Origin of the sequence: Streptomyces sp. NPDC002055 (assembly GCF_040296705.1) — a bacterium.
In the GTDB taxonomy this organism is placed as follows: Bacteria; Actinomycetota; Actinomycetes; order Streptomycetales; family Streptomycetaceae; genus Streptomyces.
Genome location: NZ_JBEOXS010000007.1, coordinates 165321 through 182689 on the forward strand (window position 1 = coordinate 165321; position 17369 = coordinate 182689).

The 17369-nt window shown below is 72.0% G+C and carries 16 protein-coding genes and 1 tRNA gene; 11 read left to right on the forward strand and 6 right to left on the reverse strand.

Going from position 1 to position 17369, the window contains the following annotated elements:
* Positions 1 to 2 precede the first annotated feature (2 nt).
* The 5 genes from ABT112_RS06275 (at position 3) to ABT112_RS06295 (ending at position 4387) form a co-directional block, all read left to right on the forward strand.
* On the forward strand, positions 3 to 677 hold the full coding sequence (locus tag ABT112_RS06275) for a transglycosylase family protein (protein WP_351506106.1): 675 nt from the start codon (positions 3 to 5) through the stop codon (positions 675 to 677).
* A gap of 215 nt (positions 678 to 892) precedes the next feature.
* Complete coding sequence (eno, locus tag ABT112_RS06280) at positions 893 to 2182, forward strand: phosphopyruvate hydratase (protein ID WP_351506184.1); 1290 nt, start codon at positions 893 to 895, stop codon at positions 2180 to 2182.
* A 134-nt stretch (positions 2183 to 2316) separates the two neighbouring features.
* Positions 2317 to 2802, forward strand: coding sequence for an FtsB family cell division protein (locus ABT112_RS06285; RefSeq protein ID WP_351506108.1), 486 nt, complete (start codon positions 2317 to 2319; stop codon positions 2800 to 2802).
* Between the two features lie 59 nt (positions 2803 to 2861).
* Positions 2862 to 3416 carry a DUF501 domain-containing protein gene (locus tag ABT112_RS06290; RefSeq protein ID WP_351506110.1) on the forward strand — a complete coding sequence of 185 codons (555 nt, stop codon included), beginning with the start codon at positions 2862 to 2864 and terminating at the stop codon, positions 3414 to 3416.
* Positions 3413 to 4387 carry a Ppx/GppA phosphatase family protein gene (locus ABT112_RS06295; RefSeq protein WP_351506112.1) on the forward strand — a complete coding sequence of 325 codons (975 nt, stop codon included), beginning with the start codon at positions 3413 to 3415 and terminating at the stop codon, positions 4385 to 4387. The genes ABT112_RS06290 and ABT112_RS06295 overlap by 4 nt, the downstream gene beginning before the upstream one ends.
* Before the next feature lie 93 nt (positions 4388 to 4480).
* On the opposite strand, the gene ABT112_RS06300 is transcribed toward ABT112_RS06295, so the two are convergent.
* Together ABT112_RS06300 and ABT112_RS06305 are read right to left on the reverse strand one after the other, a co-directional pair.
* Positions 4481 to 4750, reverse strand: coding sequence for a type II toxin-antitoxin system RelE family toxin (locus tag ABT112_RS06300; RefSeq protein ID WP_351506114.1), 270 nt, complete (start codon positions 4748 to 4750; stop codon positions 4481 to 4483).
* Positions 4747 to 5019 carry a type II toxin-antitoxin system Phd/YefM family antitoxin gene (locus ABT112_RS06305; RefSeq protein ID WP_351506116.1) on the reverse strand — a complete coding sequence of 91 codons (273 nt, stop codon included), beginning with the start codon at positions 5017 to 5019 and terminating at the stop codon, positions 4747 to 4749. Before ABT112_RS06305 ends, ABT112_RS06300 begins: the two co-directional genes overlap by 4 nt.
* A gap of 570 nt (positions 5020 to 5589) precedes the next feature.
* Between ABT112_RS06305 and ABT112_RS06310 the strand changes: the two genes are divergently transcribed.
* The gene (locus ABT112_RS06310; RefSeq protein ID WP_351506118.1) at positions 5590 to 6981 is read left to right on the forward strand and encodes an NAD(P)/FAD-dependent oxidoreductase; all 1392 of its coding nucleotides are present in this window, start codon (positions 5590 to 5592) and stop codon (positions 6979 to 6981) included.
* A gap of 470 nt (positions 6982 to 7451) precedes the next feature.
* Positions 7452 to 8759 carry a class I SAM-dependent methyltransferase gene (locus ABT112_RS06315; RefSeq protein ID WP_351506119.1) on the forward strand — a complete coding sequence of 436 codons (1308 nt, stop codon included), beginning with the start codon at positions 7452 to 7454 and terminating at the stop codon, positions 8757 to 8759.
* An 89-nt stretch (positions 8760 to 8848) separates the two neighbouring features.
* Here the strand turns inward: ABT112_RS06315 and ABT112_RS06320 are convergent, their stop codons facing one another.
* The gene (locus tag ABT112_RS06320) at positions 8849 to 11383 is read right to left on the reverse strand and encodes an ABC transporter permease (RefSeq protein ID WP_351506121.1); all 2535 of its coding nucleotides are present in this window, start codon (positions 11381 to 11383) and stop codon (positions 8849 to 8851) included.
* 246 nt (positions 11384 to 11629) lie between these two features.
* Entirely contained in the window at positions 11630 to 12409 is a 780-nt protein-coding gene (locus tag ABT112_RS06325; protein WP_351506123.1) for an ABC transporter ATP-binding protein, read from the reverse strand.
* A 375-nt stretch (positions 12410 to 12784) separates the two neighbouring features.
* Here ABT112_RS06325 and ABT112_RS06330 point away from each other — a divergent pair.
* From ABT112_RS06330 to ABT112_RS06340, 3 genes are all read left to right on the forward strand, one after another.
* A tRNA-Leu gene (locus ABT112_RS06330) sits at positions 12785 to 12866 on the forward strand.
* 416 nt (positions 12867 to 13282) lie between these two features.
* Entirely contained in the window at positions 13283 to 13684 is a 402-nt protein-coding gene (locus ABT112_RS06335) for a hypothetical protein (RefSeq protein ID WP_351506125.1), read from the forward strand.
* Positions 13685 to 14192: 508 nt separating this feature from the next.
* Positions 14193 to 15101 carry a Bax inhibitor-1/YccA family protein gene (locus tag ABT112_RS06340; RefSeq protein ID WP_351506127.1) on the forward strand — a complete coding sequence of 303 codons (909 nt, stop codon included), beginning with the start codon at positions 14193 to 14195 and terminating at the stop codon, positions 15099 to 15101.
* Positions 15102 to 15318: 217 nt separating this feature from the next.
* On the opposite strand, the gene ABT112_RS06345 is transcribed toward ABT112_RS06340, so the two are convergent.
* Positions 15319 to 15549: a DUF4287 domain-containing protein gene (locus tag ABT112_RS06345; protein ID WP_351506128.1), complete on the reverse strand. Its 231-nt coding sequence runs from the start codon at positions 15547 to 15549 to the stop codon at positions 15319 to 15321.
* Between the two features lie 121 nt (positions 15550 to 15670).
* Between ABT112_RS06345 and ABT112_RS06350 the strand changes: the two genes are divergently transcribed.
* Positions 15671 to 16018: a hypothetical protein gene (locus ABT112_RS06350; protein ID WP_351506130.1), complete on the forward strand. Its 348-nt coding sequence runs from the start codon at positions 15671 to 15673 to the stop codon at positions 16016 to 16018.
* A 94-nt stretch (positions 16019 to 16112) separates the two neighbouring features.
* On the opposite strand, the gene ABT112_RS06355 is transcribed toward ABT112_RS06350, so the two are convergent.
* Entirely contained in the window at positions 16113 to 16973 is an 861-nt protein-coding gene (locus ABT112_RS06355; RefSeq protein WP_351506132.1) for a hypothetical protein, read from the reverse strand.
* Positions 16974 to 17369: the final 396 nt, after the last annotated feature.

Consider the following 17369-nt stretch of genomic DNA (forward strand, 5'->3'; position numbering starts at 1 on the left):
CCATGCTGCTTTCCGGCAAGAACAAGCATCGCCGTCCGTCCAAGGCCGTCCGTATGGCCGCGCTCGCCGGTCTGGCGGGCACCGCCGTGGCCGCCCCGCTGATCGGCGCCACCTCGGCCTCCGCCGCCTCCGTGGACACCTGGGAGAAGGTCGCCCAGTGCGAGTCCGGTGGCAACTGGTCCATCAACACCGGTAACGGTTACTACGGTGGCCTGCAGTTCTCCCAGTCCAGCTGGGCCGCCGCGGGCGGCACCCAGTACGCCCCGCGCGCCGACCAGGCCACCAAGGAGCAGCAGATCGCCGCTGCCGAGAAGCTGCTCGCCCAGCAGGGTCCGGGCGCCTGGTCCTGCGCCGGGGCCGGTGGCCTCACCGCGGGCGGCCCGGCCGCCGGTGTCGACACCGGCTCCTCCTCCGGCGGCGGCGCCGCGGAGGACCGCGGTGCCCCGGAGCACGCCGACCGCAGCGACCGCCCGGCCGCGGCCCCGCAGAAGCAGGCCGCGCCGAAGGCCGTCAAGAAGGGTGACGGCGAGTACAAGGTCAAGTCCGGCGACACCCTCGGCACCATCGCGAAGGCCGAGGACGTCAAGGGCGGCTGGAAGAAGGTCTACGACCTGAACAAGGACATCGTGGACGACGCCGATGTGATCTACCCGGGCCAGCGGCTCCACCTGAGCTGACCCGCCTCCCGCCGCCCGGCCCCGGCCGGGCGGCGGGCCACCCCCGGCCGAGCGCCCTGCCCCCGGACGCGCCCGGCCGGGGCGTGCTTTGCGGGCCTATGGGCGCCTTTTTGTCTCGTCGGGCGGGCAGAGGCCGACCGATGCGGCCGGTCCGGTTAGGCTCGTGGCGCAGCGCCACTGAGGCACTGCGAATCTGCGTCACACCCATGAAGGAGATGCTCGTGCCGTCCATCGACGTCGTCGTAGCCCGGGAAATCCTCGACTCGCGAGGCAACCCCACGGTCGAGGTCGAGGTCGGCCTCGACGACGGCAGCACCGGTCGTGCCGCCGTCCCCTCCGGTGCCTCCACCGGAGCGTTCGAGGCCCTCGAGCTCCGCGACGGAGACAAGAGCCGCTACGGCGGCAAGGGTGTCGAGAAGGCCGTCCTCGCCGTCATCGAGCAGATCGGCCCGGAGCTCGTCGGCTACGACGCCACCGAGCAGCGGCTGATCGACCAGGCGATGTTCGACCTGGACGCCACCCCGGACAAGTCCTCGCTCGGCGCCAACGCCATCCTCGGCGTCTCGCTCGCCGTCGCGCACGCCGCCTCCGAGGCGTCCGACCTGCCGCTCTTCCGGTACCTCGGTGGCCCCAACGCCCACCTGCTGCCGGTCCCGATGATGAACATCCTCAACGGCGGCTCGCACGCCGACTCCAACGTGGACATCCAGGAGTTCATGATCGCCCCGATCGGCGCGGAGTCCTTCTCCGAGGCCCTGCGCTGGGGCGCCGAGGTCTACCACACGCTGAAGTCCGTGCTGAAGGAGCGGGGCCTGTCCACCGGCCTCGGCGACGAGGGCGGCTTCGCCCCGAACCTGGACTCCAACCGTGAGGCCCTCGACCTGATCGTCGAGGCCATCAAGAAGGCCGGCTACACCCCCGGCCAGGACATCGCGCTCGCGCTCGACGTCGCCGCCACCGAGTTCTACAAGGACGGCGCGTACGCGTTCGAGGGCAAGTCGCTCTCCGCCGCCGAGATGACCTCCTACTACGCCGAGCTGGTCGCCGCGTACCCGCTGGTCTCCATCGAGGACCCGCTGAACGAGGAGGACTGGGAGGGCTGGAAGACCATCACCGAGCAGCTCGGTGACAAGGTCCAGCTGGTGGGTGACGACCTGTTCGTCACCAACCCGGAGCGCCTCTCCCGCGGCATCGAGAGCAACACGGCCAACGCCCTGCTGGTGAAGGTCAACCAGATCGGCTCGCTGACCGAGACCCTGGACGCCGTCGAGCTGGCCCAGCGCAACGGCTACAAGTGCATGATGTCCCACCGCTCCGGCGAGACCGAGGACGTCACCATCGCCGACCTGGCCGTCGCCACCAACTGCGGCCAGATCAAGACCGGCGCCCCGGCCCGCTCCGAGCGCGTCGCCAAGTACAACCAGCTGCTGCGCATCGAGGAGATCCTCGACGACGCCGCGGTGTACGCGGGCCGCTCCGCCTTCCCGCGGTTCCGCTTCCAGTAGGACGCGCCACGGCGGGGCCGCCGCACACGGCCCCGCCCGGCATCCGGACGTCCCCGTCCCCGGTCCCGTACCGTGGCCGGGGACGTTCGTACTGGACACGGAGAGCCGGTGCGGGGAGCGACAGGGGAGGCGACGTGGCCGGAGACCGGGAGCGGTTCTCCACCGCGACCAGACTCAAGGCTCTCGGCGAGCAGGCCGCCGCCCGGGTCTACCGGGCCGGCCGGCGCGCCGGACCGCCGCGCCGCAGCCGGCTCACCGGCCGGGCGGCACTGCTGGCCCTGGTGGTCTGCTCCCTCGTCGTCGCGCTCGCCTACCCGATGCGGCAGTTCGTCTCGCAGCGTTCCCTGATCGCCGAACAGCAGCGCCGTGCCGAGCGGGCGCGCGCCGAGGTCGAGCGGCTGCGCGACGAGAAGGCCCGCTGGCAGGATCCGGCGTACGTCGAGCGGCAGGCCCGCGAGCACCTGCACTATGTGCGCCCCGGCGAGACCGGCTACACCGTGGTCCGCGAGGGCGGCCCCGACCCCGTCCGCAGCCGTGACGAGGAGGCGGCCGCCCGCCCCTGGTACAGCGAGCTCTGGGACGGCGTCGACCGCGCCGACGCGGGGCACCGAACCCGATAGGCGACGCGGGACACCGCTCCCGATCAACCGACCGAACCGACGAAGAGATCTGCGCAGGCATGGACACGCCCCCTCCCCCGACCGACCCCACCCCGCCGACCGACGCCGACATCACGGCGATCGGCGAGCAGCTCGGCCGCGTTCCGCGCGGGCTGCGGGCGATCGCCCACCGCTGCCCGTGCGGGCTCCCCGACGTGGTGGAGACCGCGCCGCGCCTGGAGGACGGCACCCCGTTCCCGACGCTGTACTACCTGACCTGCCCGCGCGCCGCCTCCGCCATCGGCACGCTGGAGGCGGACGGCGTCATGAAGGAGATGACGGCCCGGCTCGCCGAGGACCCGGAGCTGGCGGCCGCCTACCGGGCCGCGCACGAGGACTACATCCGGCGCCGGGACGCGATCGAGGTGCTCCAGGGCTTCCCCAGCGCGGGCGGCATGCCGGACCGGGTGAAGTGCCTGCACGTGCTGGTCGGCCACTCCCTGGCGGCCGGCCCCGGGGTGAACCCGCTCGGCGACGAGGCCATCGCGATGCTGCCCGAGTGGTGGCGGAAGGGCCCGTGCGCGGGCTGCGGCCCCGCCGACGGTCCGGCCGAGGCGGCGGAGGAGGCGCAGTGACCCGGGTCGCCGCGATCGACTGCGGGACGAACTCCATCCGGCTCCTCGTCGCGGACGCCGACCCGGCCACCGGGAGCCTGACCGAGCTGGACCGCCGGATGAAGATCGTCCGGCTGGGGCAGGACGTGGACCGGACGGGACGGCTGGCGCCCGAGGCGCTGGAGCGGACCTTCGCCGCCTGCCGCGAGTACGCCGAGGTGATACGCGAGCTCGGCGTGGAGGCCCCGGCCCGGCTCCGCTTCGTCGCCACCTCCGCCTCCCGTGACGCGGAGAACCGCGAGGACTTCGTCCGGGGCGTGGTCGGCATCCTCGGGGTGGAGCCGGAGGTGATCACCGGCGACCAGGAGGCGGAGTTCTCCTTCACCGGTGCCACCAAGGAGCTCGGCGGCGCGGGCGACGGGGCGTCGCCCTTCGAGGAGCCGTACCTGGTCGTGGACATCGGCGGCGGCTCGACCGAGTTCGTGGTGGGTGACGGCACGGTCCGCGCGGCCCGCTCGGTCGACATCGGCTGTGTGCGGATGACCGAGCGGCACCTGGTCCGGGACGGCGAGGTCGTCGACCCGCCGACCCTCGGCCAGGTCACCGCGATCAAGGCCGACATCGCCGCCGCCCTGGACCTGGTCGAGGAGACGGTCCCGCTGCACGAGGCCCGCACCCTCGTCGGACTGGCGGGCTCGGTGACCACGGTCGCCGCCGTCGCGCTGGGCCTGACCTCCTACGACCCGGCCGCGATCCACCACGCGCGCATCCCGGTGGAGAAGGTCCGGGAGATCACCGGCGACCTGCTGACCTCGACCCACGAGCAGCGCGCCGCGAGCCCGGTGATGCACCCGGGCCGGGTCGACGTGATCGCCGCGGGCGCCCTGGTACTGCTCTCGATCATGGAGCGGACCGGCGCCCGGGACGTCGTGGTCAGCGAGCACGACATCCTCGACGGCATCGCGTGGAGCGTGGCGGCCGACGCGCACTGACAATTCACAGCGCCGTACGGGCCGCCCCGGAGCCACGGGCTCGGGGGCGGCCCTCGGCGTTCAGCGGGCCCGGCGCCCAGAGGGCCTTGATGTTCAGAGGGCGCGGTGGACGTCGCGACGGTCGCCGACCTTGACGACGAGGACCACCAGCTCGCCGTCCAGGACCTGGTAGGCGACCCGGTAGCTGCCGACCCGGAGCCGGTACAGCCCCGAGGGTCCGGTGAGCTTCTTGATGTCGGCGTCCTCGCGGTACGGGTCGTCGCCGAGTGCGGTCAGGGCGGCGAGGATGCGCATGGCGGCGGGCCGGTCGATGGCCCGGAGCTGCCGCTGTGCCGCCGCGGTGAACCGGAACGCGTACTTCATGCCGCGTCGTGGCCGCGCTCGTCGAACAGGTCGGCCAGCAGCTCGGCCATGGTCACGGTCGGGCCGCCCTCGGCCAGCACCGCTTCGGCCTGGCGCGCGAGCAACTCGTCGGCCGCTTCCTCCAGTGCGTCGAAGTCCGCGATCGGTACGAGAGCCGCCACGGGAGCGCCGTTGCGCGTGATGACGGTCGGGGTGCCCTGCTCGGCACGGTTGATGTGGTCCGCAAGGTGTGCGCGGGCTTCGCGCACCGTCACCGCGTTCTCATCCATGGAGAAAGTGTACGCGGGATCGTGTACACCGGCCCGGTCGGTCGGCCCCTCCGGCGGGAGGGCTGCCGGCCGTCGCGCCCCCCGGGGGCCGGAGGGCCGGAGGTGCGTCGGCGGCGCAACGCTCCCGCACCCCTCCGGGCCTCTGGTGAACGGCCCGTTGACCTCTCCCGACGTGCCGGTGCCGGGGGTGGAAACCGCCCCGTCAGGGCCCCCGGAGGGGGTCCGGGAGACCCCTGCCGAAAAAGCTTCGTGAAACTCTTCACATGAAAAAGTGCCCCCGCGGCCGCCTCGGAGGGCTGTAAACCCCGGATAAGTGCCCGCTCCGCCTCCGAAGCCAGGGTCGCCGCCCTGTTTCGGGAGTGTTGCGCCGCGTCGGTCCGCTTCGGGCCGCAGGGTGTGTCGGCGGACACAAGGCCAGTTCAGGAGGGTGTTCAACGCCCTTGCCTACACTGATGTTCCGTCCGACGCCATGACCTCGGTCACGGCGGCGGCGGAGTGTAGCAGAGGGGTGCCCGATGCTTGTGAAGGGGCTCACGAGCACCCCCCCGAGGGGTGCTGGATACTCGAATCATGAGCACCACGGAGCGTCCCAGGATCCTCGTAGTAGGCGGTGGGTACGTAGGCCTGTACGCGGCACGCCGCATCCTCAAGAAGATGCGGTACGGCGAGGCGACCGTCACGGTCGTCGACCCGCGCTCGTACATGACGTACCAGCCCTTCCTTCCCGAAGCCGCCGCCGGCAGCATCTCCCCGCGGCACGTCGTTGTCCCCCTGCGACGCGTGCTTCCCAAGGCGGAGGTTCTCACCGGCCGGGTCTCCACCATCGACCAGGACCGCAAGGTCGCCACGATCACGCCGCTCGTCGGCGAGGCGTACGACCTGCCGTTCGACTACCTGGTGGTGGCCCTCGGCGCGGTCTCCCGCACCTTCCCGATCCCGGGCCTGGCCGAGCAGGGCATAGGCATGAAGGGTGTGGAGGAGGCCATCGGCCTGCGGAACCACGTCCTGGAGCAGCTCGACAAGGCCGACTCGACGACCGATGAGAACGTCCGCCGCAAGGCCCTGACGTTCGTCTTCGTGGGCGGCGGGTTCGCCGGCGCGGAGACCATCGGCGAGGTCGAGGACATGGCCCGCGACGCCGCGAAGTACTACCCGAACGTGGAGCGCGAGGACATGCGCTTCGTGCTCGTCGACGCCGCGGACAAGATCCTTCCCGAGGTCGGTCCCGAGCTCGGCAAGTGGGGCCTGGAGCACCTCCAGAAGCGCGGCATCGAGATCTACCTCAGCACCTCGATGGAGTCCTGCGTCGACGGTCACGTCGTGCTCAAGAACGGCCTCGAGGTCGACTCCAGCACCATCGTGTGGACCGCCGGCGTCAAGCCGAACCCGGCGCTGGCCCGCTTCGGCCTGCCGCTCGGCCCCCGCGGCCACGTGGACACCACGCCGACCCTCCAGGTCAACGGCACGGACTACATCTGGTCCGCGGGCGACAACGCCCAGGTGCCGGACCTCGCCGCCCGGTCCGCCGGCGTCGAGAACGCCTGGTGCCCGCCGAACGCGCAGCACGCGCTGCGCCAGGCCAAGGTCCTCGGCGACAACGTGATCTCCGGCATGCGGGGCTTCCCGCAGACCGAGTACAAGCACGCGAACAAGGGCGCCGTCGCCGGTCTCGGCCTGCACAAGGGCGTCGCGATGATCGTGATGGGCAAGGCCAAGATCAAGCTCCGTGGCCGCCTCGCCTGGTACATGCACCGTGGCTACCACGGTCTGGCCGTCCCGACCTGGAACCGGAAGATCCGGGTCTTCGCGGACTGGGCCCTCGCGATGTTCCTCAAGCGCGAGGTCGTCTCCCTCGGCGCGATGGAGAACCCCCGCGAGGAGTTCTACGAGGCCGCCCGCCCGGTGCCGGCCGCCGTGTCCGCGGAGAAGGCCGCCGGCCCGTCGGAGAAGGCCAAGGCCTGACGCCGCAGGGCAGCACAGAGCAGTAGTCCGCAGGGACGTCCGCCATCCGTGGTGCGGACGTCCCTGCGGGCGTTTGCGGGGCCGGTTCACCGAACCGGCCCCGCGGTGCGTCCGGCCACCCCGGCCGCCGCCCGGCAGCACCCCGGCCGCTCGCCCGGCAGCGCCCCGGCCGTCGTCCCGGCCTGCGGGGCCCCTTCCGGTCCGTGAAGCCGCCTCCGGTGCGGACGCCCGTCCGGGTGCTTTTGGCGGTCCCGGCCCCGAGCCTCGCCGGCTGCCGTGGGCCCTGAGCCGACACTGGCTTCTGCGCCGAGCGCCCCCGGTGCGGGGGGTGGTTTGCGGGCGCATTTCGGCGTATGGACTGTAGGTGCTCTTTGCCGTTCTCTTACACGGCAACAGGACTGCGTTCCGGGTCCGTTGGCGTTGATACAGGTGATGGACCCCGTCGATCCGCCGTCACGGAGGTGTACGACATGGCCGAGGCCGCGTCGCGGCTCACCGCACTTGCCGAGGAACTGCTGGGATCACCCCTCCCGGTCCGCCTGCGGGCCTGGGACGGCAGCGAGGCCGGCCCACCGGGCGCCCCCACCCTGGTGCTGCGTCACCGCCGCGCCCTGCGCCGGCTGCTGTGGCGGCCGGGGGAGCTGGGGCTCGCCCGGGCCTGGGTCGCCGGTGAACTCGACTTCGAGAGCGATCTCTACGAGGGCCTCGACCGGCTCGCCGGCCTCCTCTGGGAGCGCGACCCCGGCAGCGACGGGAGCGGGGCGCTCAGCCGGCTCGCCGGCCTGCGGGACCCCCGGCAGCGGGCCGCGGTCCGGGAGCTGATCACGCTGGCCGGTCCGGGCCTGCCGCCGGCCCCGCCGCCCGAGGAGATGCGCAGCCGCACCGGAGTGCTGCACAGCCCGCGCCGCGACAAGGCCGCCATCAGCCACCACTACGACGTCGGCAACGACTTCTACGAGCTGGTGCTCGGGCCGTCCATGGTCTACTCCTGCGCCTACTGGGAGGAGGGGGCGTCGCTGGAGGAGGCGCAGCGGGCCAAGCTCGACCTGGTCTGCCGCAAGCTGGCCCTGCAGCCGGGGGACCGGCTGCTGGACGTCGGCTGCGGCTGGGGCTCGATGGTGCTGCACGCGGCGCGCGAGTACGGCGTGCAGGCCGTCGGCATCACCCTCTCCACCGAGCAGGCGGCCTACGCCCGCAAGCGGATCGCCGACGCGGGGCTCACCGACCGGGTGGAGATCCGCGTCCAGGACTACCGCCATGTCACCGACGGTCCGTACGACGCGGTCTCCTCGATCGGGATGGCCGAACATGTGGGCGCCGCCCGCTACCGGGACTACGCCGCCGCCCTGTACGGGCTGCTGAAGCCCGGCGGGCGGCTGCTGAACCATCAGATCGCCCGCCGTCCGCTGGGCGACGAGGAGCGCTACCGGGTCGACGCCTTCATCGACGCCTACGTCTTCCCCGACGGGGAGCTGGCGCCGGTCGGCCGCACGGTCTCGCTGCTGGAGGAGGCCGGGTTCGAGGTGCGCGACCTGGAGGCGATCCGCGAGCACTACGCCCGCACGCTGCGCCACTGGGTGGCCAACCTCGAAGCGGGCTGGACGGACGCCGTCCGCCTCACCTCGCCCGGCCGGGCCCGGGTCTGGCGGCTCTACATGGCCGCGTCCGCGCTCTCCTTCGAGCGCAACCGGATCGGCGTCAACCAGGTCCTCGCGGTCCGGACCGTCGGCTCCGGGGACGCGGGGCTGCCGCTGCGCAGCCGCGACTGGCGGAGCTGAACCCGCGGCCCCCGCCGTGCGGGGGCGGCCAGGCGGACAGGGCCCGTCCGCACGGTGCGTACCGTGCGGACGGGCCCTGCCGCCGGGGGCTATTCGGCCTTGATGGCCTCCAGGGCGTTGAGCCGGGCGGCCCGCCGGGCCGGCCAGACCGCGGCCAGGACGCCGACCACCGCGGCTGCGAGCAGGAAGATGCCGATCTGGTCGAACGGGATCTCCATCGCGTAGGTCTTCATCTTCTCGCCGATGGACCGGCCCGCCGCCCAGGCCAGGAAGACGCCGAGCCCGATCCCCAGCAGGGCACCGAACAGCGAGATCACCACCGACTCCAGCCGGACCATCTGCTTGACCTTGGCGCGGTCCAGGCCGATCGCCCGCAGCATGCCGATCTCGTGCTTCCGCTCGAACACCGACATGGCCAGGGTGTTGACGACACCGAGCACCGCGATGAGCACCGCCATGCCGAGCAGGCCGTACAGCATCTTCAGCATCAGGTTGATCATCTCGCCGACCTTGTTGCTGATGTCCTCCTTGTCCATGATCTGGATGCCGGGGTTCTTGCCCAGTGCGTTCACGATGGCGGTCTGCGCCGCCTCGGAGGCGCCCTTCTCCATCTTGACCAGCACCTGCTCGTCGCCGGGCTCCTCCAGGTGCGGGGTGACCACGGACGTGGCCACGTAGATGCCGTGGACCATGTCGTTGGAGTGGTAGATCCCGACGACCTTCAGCCGGTCCTTCTTGCCGTCGTCGAACTTCACCGGGAGCGGGTCGCCGATGCCGAGGTGCAGGTCGTCGGCGGTCTCACGGTCGATCACCGCGCCCCGGTCCGCCAGGCCGGCGAACGAGCCGCTGGTGAAGTCCGGGCCGAGCAGCCGGTCGACGGACTTCGGGTCGACGCCGTTGAAGGCCGAGTAGCTGCCGTCCGCCTCGCCGTACGCCTTGCGGACCGGGCTGGTCGTCGCGACGCCGTCCAGCTCCGCCAGCTTCTCGCCCACCTCCGGGGCGAGCGGCTGGTAGTTGGCCATGCCGACGGTGTAGTCGGCCTTCAGGGAGTCGGCGGCCATCCGGTCGAGGGCGCTCTGCGCGGAGGTGGCGAGCACGGTCATCGCCGTGATGAGGGTGAGGCCGATCATCAGCGCGGCCGCGGTGGAGGCGGTGCGGCGCGGGTTGCGCAGGGCGTTCTGCCGGGCCAGCCTGCCCGGGACGCCGAGGCGGTCGAGCAGCGGCGCGGCGGCCGCGATGACCGGGCGGGACAGCAGGGGCGTCAGCACGATGACACCGATGAGCAGGCAGCCGGCGCCGCCCGCCATGACGGGGTTGCCGTCCTCGCCCATCGAGGCGCCCAGGAAGACCAGCGCGCCACCGAGCGCGGTGATGACCGAGCCGATGATGTTCCGGACGACCAGGCTGCGGGTGGTGGGTGTGGCGTGGACGCTGTTCATCGCGGCGACCGGCGGCACCTTCGCGGCGCGGCGGCCGGGCAGCCAGGCGGCGAGCATGGTGACGACGACACCGACGACCAGCGAGACGAGCCCGGTGACGGGCGCGATCACCAGCGGCCCGTCGGGCAGCGAGGCACCGGTCATGTTGATGAGCGAGCGCAGGCCCACGGCGACGCCGATGCCCAGCAGGAAGCCGGAGGCCGCCGCGACCACGCCGACGAGCAGCGCCTCGACCAGGACGGAGCGCGTCACCTGGCGGCGGGAGGCGCCCACCGCGCGCATCAGGGCGAGTTCCCGGGTGCGCTGGGAGACCAGCATGGTGAAGGTGTTGGCGATGATGAAGATGCCGACGAAGAGCGCGATGGCGGCGAAGTAGAGGAGCATGTTGCTCATCGACGCGGTCCGCTCGGCGATCATCTCGTCCTGCTCGGCGGCGAGGGTCCGGCCGGTGATGGCCTCCGTGCCCTTCGGCAGGATCTTCTCGACGGCGCTCTTGAGGGCGGTCTCGGAGGTGCCGGGGGCGGCCACGACGGTGATCTCGTCGTACTCGGAGGTCCTGTCGAGCGCCGTGCGGGCGGTGGCGTTGTCGAACAGCACGAGGCTGCCGCCGGCCACGACATGGCCGTCGTCGGTGTGGAAGACGCCGGTGATCCTCGGCTTCATCACCGGCCCGTTGGTGGACAGCCGGACGGTGTCGCCGACCCGGTAGCCGGTGCGTGAGGCGGTGGCGCTGTCCAGCGCGATCTCCCCGGAGGACCGGGGGGCCCGGCCGCTGGAGAAGGAGTAGCGGGCGTCCTTGCCGTCGGGGCCGGGGACGTAGTTGGCGCCCGTGGTCCCCCAGTCCTTGCCGACCGGCTTGCCCTGCTTGTCGGCGAGCGCGGTGAAGCCGGAGACGACGCCGGTGGCGGACTCGGCGCCCGGCAGCTTCCGGATCTTCTTCAGCAGTCCCTCGGTGAGCACGGGCTCGGGCTCGGAGGTGTCGTCCTCCGCCACGGTGCCGTTGTTGTGGACGGCCACGGAGGTGTGGTCGAAGCTTCGGGACATCTTGTTCTTGTAGGCGTCGCCGATGGTGTCGGTGAAGACCAGGGTGCCGGAGACGAAGGCGACGCCGAGCATCACGGCGAGCACGGTCATCAGCAGTCTGGCCTTGTGCGCGAGCACATTGCGCAGGGCGGTTCGGAACATTGGCTTTCCTGAGGGAGAAGCCCCCGCCCCGGTCTCGGGGCGTGCCGGTGGCAGCAGGGGCGGAGGGCAGACGAAGGAGCGCGGCGGAGCCGCGGGAAGGCCGGGCGGCGGGCGACGGCGGACGCGGAAGGGCGCGACGCGGAACGGCGGAGGTGCCCGGCGGCCGGCCCGCTGGGTGGCCGGTGGCGCGAGGCGGTCGGCGGTGCGAGGCGGCGGGTGGTGCTGGGCGGCGGGTCGGCCGTGGGCTCAGCTGGTGCGGCCCTTGGCGTCGAAGCGCTTCATCCGGTCGAGGACGCCGTCCGCGGTCGGGCCGTGCAGCTCGTCGACGATCCGGCCGTCGGCCAGGAAGATCACCCGGTCGGCGTAGGAGGCGGCGACCGGGTCGTGGGTCACCATCACCACGGTCTGGCCGAGTTCGCGCACGGAGTTGCGGAGGAAGCCGAGGACCTCGGCGCCGGACCGCGAGTCCAGGTTGCCGGTGGGCTCGTCCGCGAAGATGATCTCGGGCTTGCCCGCCAGGGCGCGGGCGACGGCCACGCGCTGCTGCTGGCCGCCGGAGAGCTCGGTCGGCCGGTGCTTCAGCCGTCCGGACAGCCCCACGGTCTGCACCACCAGATCGAGCCACGTCGCGTCGGGCTTGCGGCCGGCGATGTCCATCGGAAGGGTGATGTTCTCCAGCGCGCTCAGGGTCGGCAGCAGGTTGAAGGCCTGGAAGATGAAGCCGATCTTGTCGCGGCGCAGCCGGGTGAGCTGCTTGTCCTTCAGTCTCGTCAGCTCGGTGTCACCGATGAGGGCGGATCCGGACGATATGGAGTCCAGGCCCGCGACACAGTGCATCAGCGTCGACTTGCCGGAGCCCGAGGGGCCCATGATCGCGGTGAACTCGGCGCTGCGGAAGTCCACGGAGACCCTGTCGAGCGCGACCACCTGGGTCTCGCCCGCGCCGTAGACCTTGGTCAGATCCGTGGCGCGGGCGGCCACCGCGGTGCGGGAGGCGGTCTGTACGCCGGAAGAGGTGGTGGTCACGGATGCTCCTGTCGGACGGTGCTGTTCTTGAGGACCCCTCCATCGTGCTGGCCGAGGGGGCCCTCCGTAATCAGCCCCGGCGCCGGTTCCGTCGGCAGTCCTGGGAGGTAGCCCGGCGTCGCCGGGTCCTCCTTGGGGATGACAGCACCCCTGAGAGGGGCGGCCATTTTCCGTCAATCCCGGCCGAAGCGGTGACCCGGGCCATCCGGCCCGACAAGGTCTCTACCACTGCCAGCGCCTTGCTGACGCCCCCTCAGCTGCCAATAAAATCAGACAACCTCGTTCTGGCGCAGGGCTGTTCGGGGGACGGGCCCGGATAGGCTCGGGCTGCGCTCTGGGGAGGACCGTAAGACGTTCGGACGGTTCGGGAAGCCCGCCCGGATGGTGGAATGCAGACACGGTGAGCTTAAACCTCACTGGCCTTCGGGCCGTGCCGGTTCGAGTCCGGCTCCGGGCACCTCGCAGGATGCGGGGCCTGACCAGGGCGAAGGGTGGGATGGGGACGCCGCGAGTTCTCGTTGTGGGAGCGCAATGGGAGCACGCGGCGCGATCGTGCCCGGAGGGCGTACGTCATGCGGCGCGGGAGCGCTGCTGGGGAGAGCGCCAGTCACCAGGTGAAGTAGCGTCAGGGTGTGGGCCGTTCGCCGCCCCGCAGCAGGCAGAGTGCTTCGGTGACGAGGGCTCCGCGGTGACGAGGACTCCCGCGGTGACGAGGACTCCACGGTCGTGTTCCCATGGTCGGCCCCTGCGGTCCCGCTGGATTCGTGGATCGGCGGGGGCGCGGCTCCTGTGCTGGGTTGGTTCCCCATCCCGTTCGCCTCGTGTGCGGTGCCGATCTTCGCGATTCGACGTGTCCCCTACAGTCGGCGGAAGTTGGCGTGGCAGCTCCTGCTGCCATTTTTCACCGGCGCGCTGCTGGGTTTTGTGTCACATGGCGCAGGCGAGGACTCGGCGTTGAAGGAGCGCGGCCGTTGGGCCGAGGCCACGGTCGTGGCGGTGAAGAATGAGAATTCCAACAAGACCGCCCAGTGCACCTTGCGGAAGCCGCATGGGCAGGCGATAGAGCCGGACCTCAAGGAGGGTCACGGCTGCGAGGACGGGATCGAGCGAGGTGACGCCTTGCGCGTCCGGTACGACCCCGAAGGGGTGGCCGACCCGGAAGACGAGTCCTGGAAGCCGGAGTCCTACGGGGGTCTGATCGCCGGTCTGGCGACGGTGTTTGTGGGGTTCGGCGTGTGGGGCAGTGTGCGGATGTCCCGGCAGGGCCGCGAGTAGCGGTCGCATGACAGTCCCGCGCGACTCGTGAAGTCGATCGACTCATCGTGGGACGAAGCCCCGGCCTTCACGGGTGCCGCCCGGCAGGGTCCGGGCGGGTTGTCCGGTGCGCCGACCCCCTCCTGATCCCTGAATGGAGGTACCCGACGACCGTGATTCGACAGCTCCCTGTATGACCCGTATGGGTGAGTTTGGGGAGAGTGGCGCATCCGCCTGGTCACCCCGGGGGTTGCCGGTCGAAGTGCGGGTGCATTTCGGTCATTCTGCGCGAATGGTCAACGGCTCGCGGTGTCGTGAGGTCGAGGGGGTGTGGTTCACGTCCGGCTCCGGGCACCTCGCCATCCCTGGGGCGCACTCTTCGTGCCCGTCCGGGCGCGACGCGTGGCTCCGGGTTCCTCTCAGGGAGTCCCGACTCCTCCCAAAGATCCTCCTCCGGTACTAGAGTGCATCCTTTGCTTACCCATTACTCTTGGGGCAAGGTCGCGCCCGACGGCCATGGAGGAATGAGATGAGGAGCAGCAACCCGGTCTTCTCGCGACGAGGGTTCAGCCGCGACACCGGCTACGCGGGCTTCAACGCGCCGCCGCAGGCCGGGGGCCCCGCCGCAGCCCAGCAGGGCAACCCGTACGCAGGCAACCCGTACGCGCAGGCGCCCGGCAACCCGTACGCCCAGCAGGCGGGCAACCCGTACGCGCAGCCCGCCGACCAGCACACGCAGATGGCCGACCCCTACGTACAGGGAGCGCCGCCGCAGGCCGGCCGGATGACGATGGACGACGTCGTCATGCGGACGGGCATGACGCTCGGCACGGTCATCGTCGGTGCCGTCGCGGGCTGGATCGCGCTGTCCGGCCAGGGCCTCGGCCTCGCCATCGGTGCCGGTCTGATCGCGATGGTGCTCGGCCTGGTCCAGGCGTTCAAGCGCAAGGCCTCGCCTGTCCTGATCCTGACGTACGCGGCATTCGAAGGCCTGTTCCTCGGCGGTCTCAGCGGCGCGATCAACGCGCAGCTCGAGGGTGCCCCGATGCAGGCGGTCCTCGGCACGCTGGCGGTCTTCGTCGGTGTGCTGATCGCCTACCGCACCCGGCTCATCCGGGTGAACCGGCGCTTCTACCGCTACGTGATGGCGGCCGCCATCGGCTTCGTGCTGCTGACCGCCGTGAACCTGCTGTTCATGGCCTTCGGCGGCGGTGACGGTCTCGGCTTCCGCACCGGCGGCATGGGCATCCTCTTCGGCGTCATCGGCGTCGTCCTGGGCGCCTGCTTCCTGGCGCTGGACTTCAAGCAGGTCGAGGACGGCATCGCCTACGGCGCGCCGCGCGAGGAGTCCTGGCTCGCGGCGTTCGGTCTCACCCTGACGCTGGTGTGGATCTACCTTGAACTGCTGCGCCTGATCTCGATCCTGCGCGGCGACTGACGCACGGGTCCCGGCGCCCCGCGCGCCGTACGGACACCGCGAAGGCCCGGAGGCATTGTGCCTCCGGGCCTTCGGCCTTTGCTCGGACGGGTGGTGGTGCGCGCGGGCCGCTGCCGGGCCGTGCTCCCGGGCGCGTCCTGGCCCTGTCGTGCGGACCGGTCGGGCTCGGGGAGCGGTGCCGATCACCGCGAGCCCGGACCGATCCGGACGGCAGGCCCTAGCCGCGCTTGCGCGCGGCGCGCCTCAGATCGTGTTCATGGATGATCGCCTTGGCGTGGCCGTAGGCGAGCTCATGCGCGCCGCGCAGCCAGTTGACCTTTTCCTCGAAGCGGAGGAGAGCGGGGCCGTCATCGACGGTGCGCAGCCAGTCGGAGACTTCACGACCAGTGCACTGGGGGATACGGGAGAGCAGGTTCCGGTGGGTCTCTTCGGAGAAGACTTGGGACATCAGCGCCTCCGGACGCGTCCATTGCCGGTTCACTTGCGTGTGCCGGATTGGTCCTTCCGGACACCGTGCCCGACTGTCCGCCCGTTGGCAACAGGCCCGGGGCGGCGCATAGGCTCGCGCCGTGCTTGATGTGACGCCCTTGGTGGCCGCCGTGGACAGTCTGGCCGACCGGCTGCGGTCGGCCCCGCAGAGCCGCCTCCAGCGGGGCGCCGCCGACGAGGGGATGGCGCTGGCCCGGGAGTTGGCCCGGCGGGCCCACGGCATCGAGTCCCCCGGGGTGGAGCCCCGGCCGATGCCCGAGGTGGGCATGTTCGCGGTGGCCGACCAGGTGGCGGTGGCGGGTCACGATCTGGCGGAGGCACTCCGGCGCGCGTCCGGCGCGCAGCCGTCCGCCCCCGCGCCCGGGGGCGCCGACCTCGCCGACGCCGTCGCACTGGTCGAGGCCGCAGCGGAGCGCTGCGGCCTCTGACGCGTGCCGGTACGGGGCCGGAGCCGGGTGCGGGGCGGTCGGCTCTTGGGCCCGACGCCGGTGCGGCCGGCCCCGGGGGCCGCTTCCGCGGGCGTCAGAGCGAGGCGATGACGCGGTCCGCGAGGACGAACACGCTCTCCTCGCCGTAGGCGAAGGTCATGGCGTAGGCGCCGGAGATGCCGGAACCGCCCAGCAGCACCGGCGCGTTGCCCGCGCGCAGCGCCGCGGCGAGCTGCTCCGCGGTCTCCCGGTCGCCCGGCGTCATGCAGATCGTGGTGCCGTCCGCGAAGACGTACACGTCCAGGGTGCCGAGCGGGCCGGGGCGGACGTCGGTGAGCGGCGTGGCGTTCTCCGCCAGCTGCTCCAGCCGGGTCACGGTGCGTTCGTGGTCCGCGACGGCCGGCACCGGGGTGCCGCCGCCCGTGTCCTGGGAGTTGGCGGGGTGCGAGGGGTGCCGTCGGCGGGCCGCGGCCAGCTCCGGGGACTCCGCGGACTCCGGGACGTCCTCGGCCGGCACGCCCGGCTCCTCGATGGCCGCCTCCAGGGCGTCCAGCGCGTCGAGTGCCTCGGCGCCGAGGAACGGCTCCACCCCGGCGAAGTCGGTCTGGCGCGGCAGATACAGCGGGGCGTCGTCGCCCGGGCCGGTCAGCGGGCCCAGCAGCGGGGGCGAGTCGGCCGCGTCGCGGGCCTCCTGAGCCGCCCAGAACGCCCGCGCCTCGGCGAGCTCCCGCTCGCGCTCCTCGGCGAGGGCGTCGGCCACGGCCGCCCGTATCTCCTCGGCGGGCACCGCGCGCGCGGCGGGGACGGCGGCGGACTCCGCCGCGGCCGGTCGGGAGAGCTCCGCGCGCAGGGCGGTGAGCTGCTTCCGCAGACCACGAGCAGTGTGCAGGGCCGCTGCGCCCAGAGCCGTGGCGGCGACCGCGGCCAACAGCAGGGCAAGGGACATGGCGCTCACTGACGTACTCCCGATTCGACTGGATCCCCCGAATTCCTACCTCAGCTTGTCGTGCGCCGTCTCCCTCGGGCAGTGCAAAACGTCCTGAAAGGGTCGGGCCCTTGGGCCTTGTCCGTCCACGGGCAAGGGTTCGACCTGCACAAATGAAGCTCCCCCAGGACATACATCACATCCTGGGGGAGATTCGGTCACGGCCGAGTGGCCGGTGCGGACGCCCGTATCCCGGGCCGTCGGGCGCCGGTCGGCGGCGCGTTCCCCGGGGTCCGGTTCCGCTTCGCTTCCGCTGCGGGACGGGGGCGGTCCCGGTTCCCCGGGTGGCCTCCGCCCTCTGCGGCGGCTCGGCTCGGCGGCCTGCCGCGGGTCGCGTTCCGCTCGGCCTGCGGCGGGCAGGGGCCG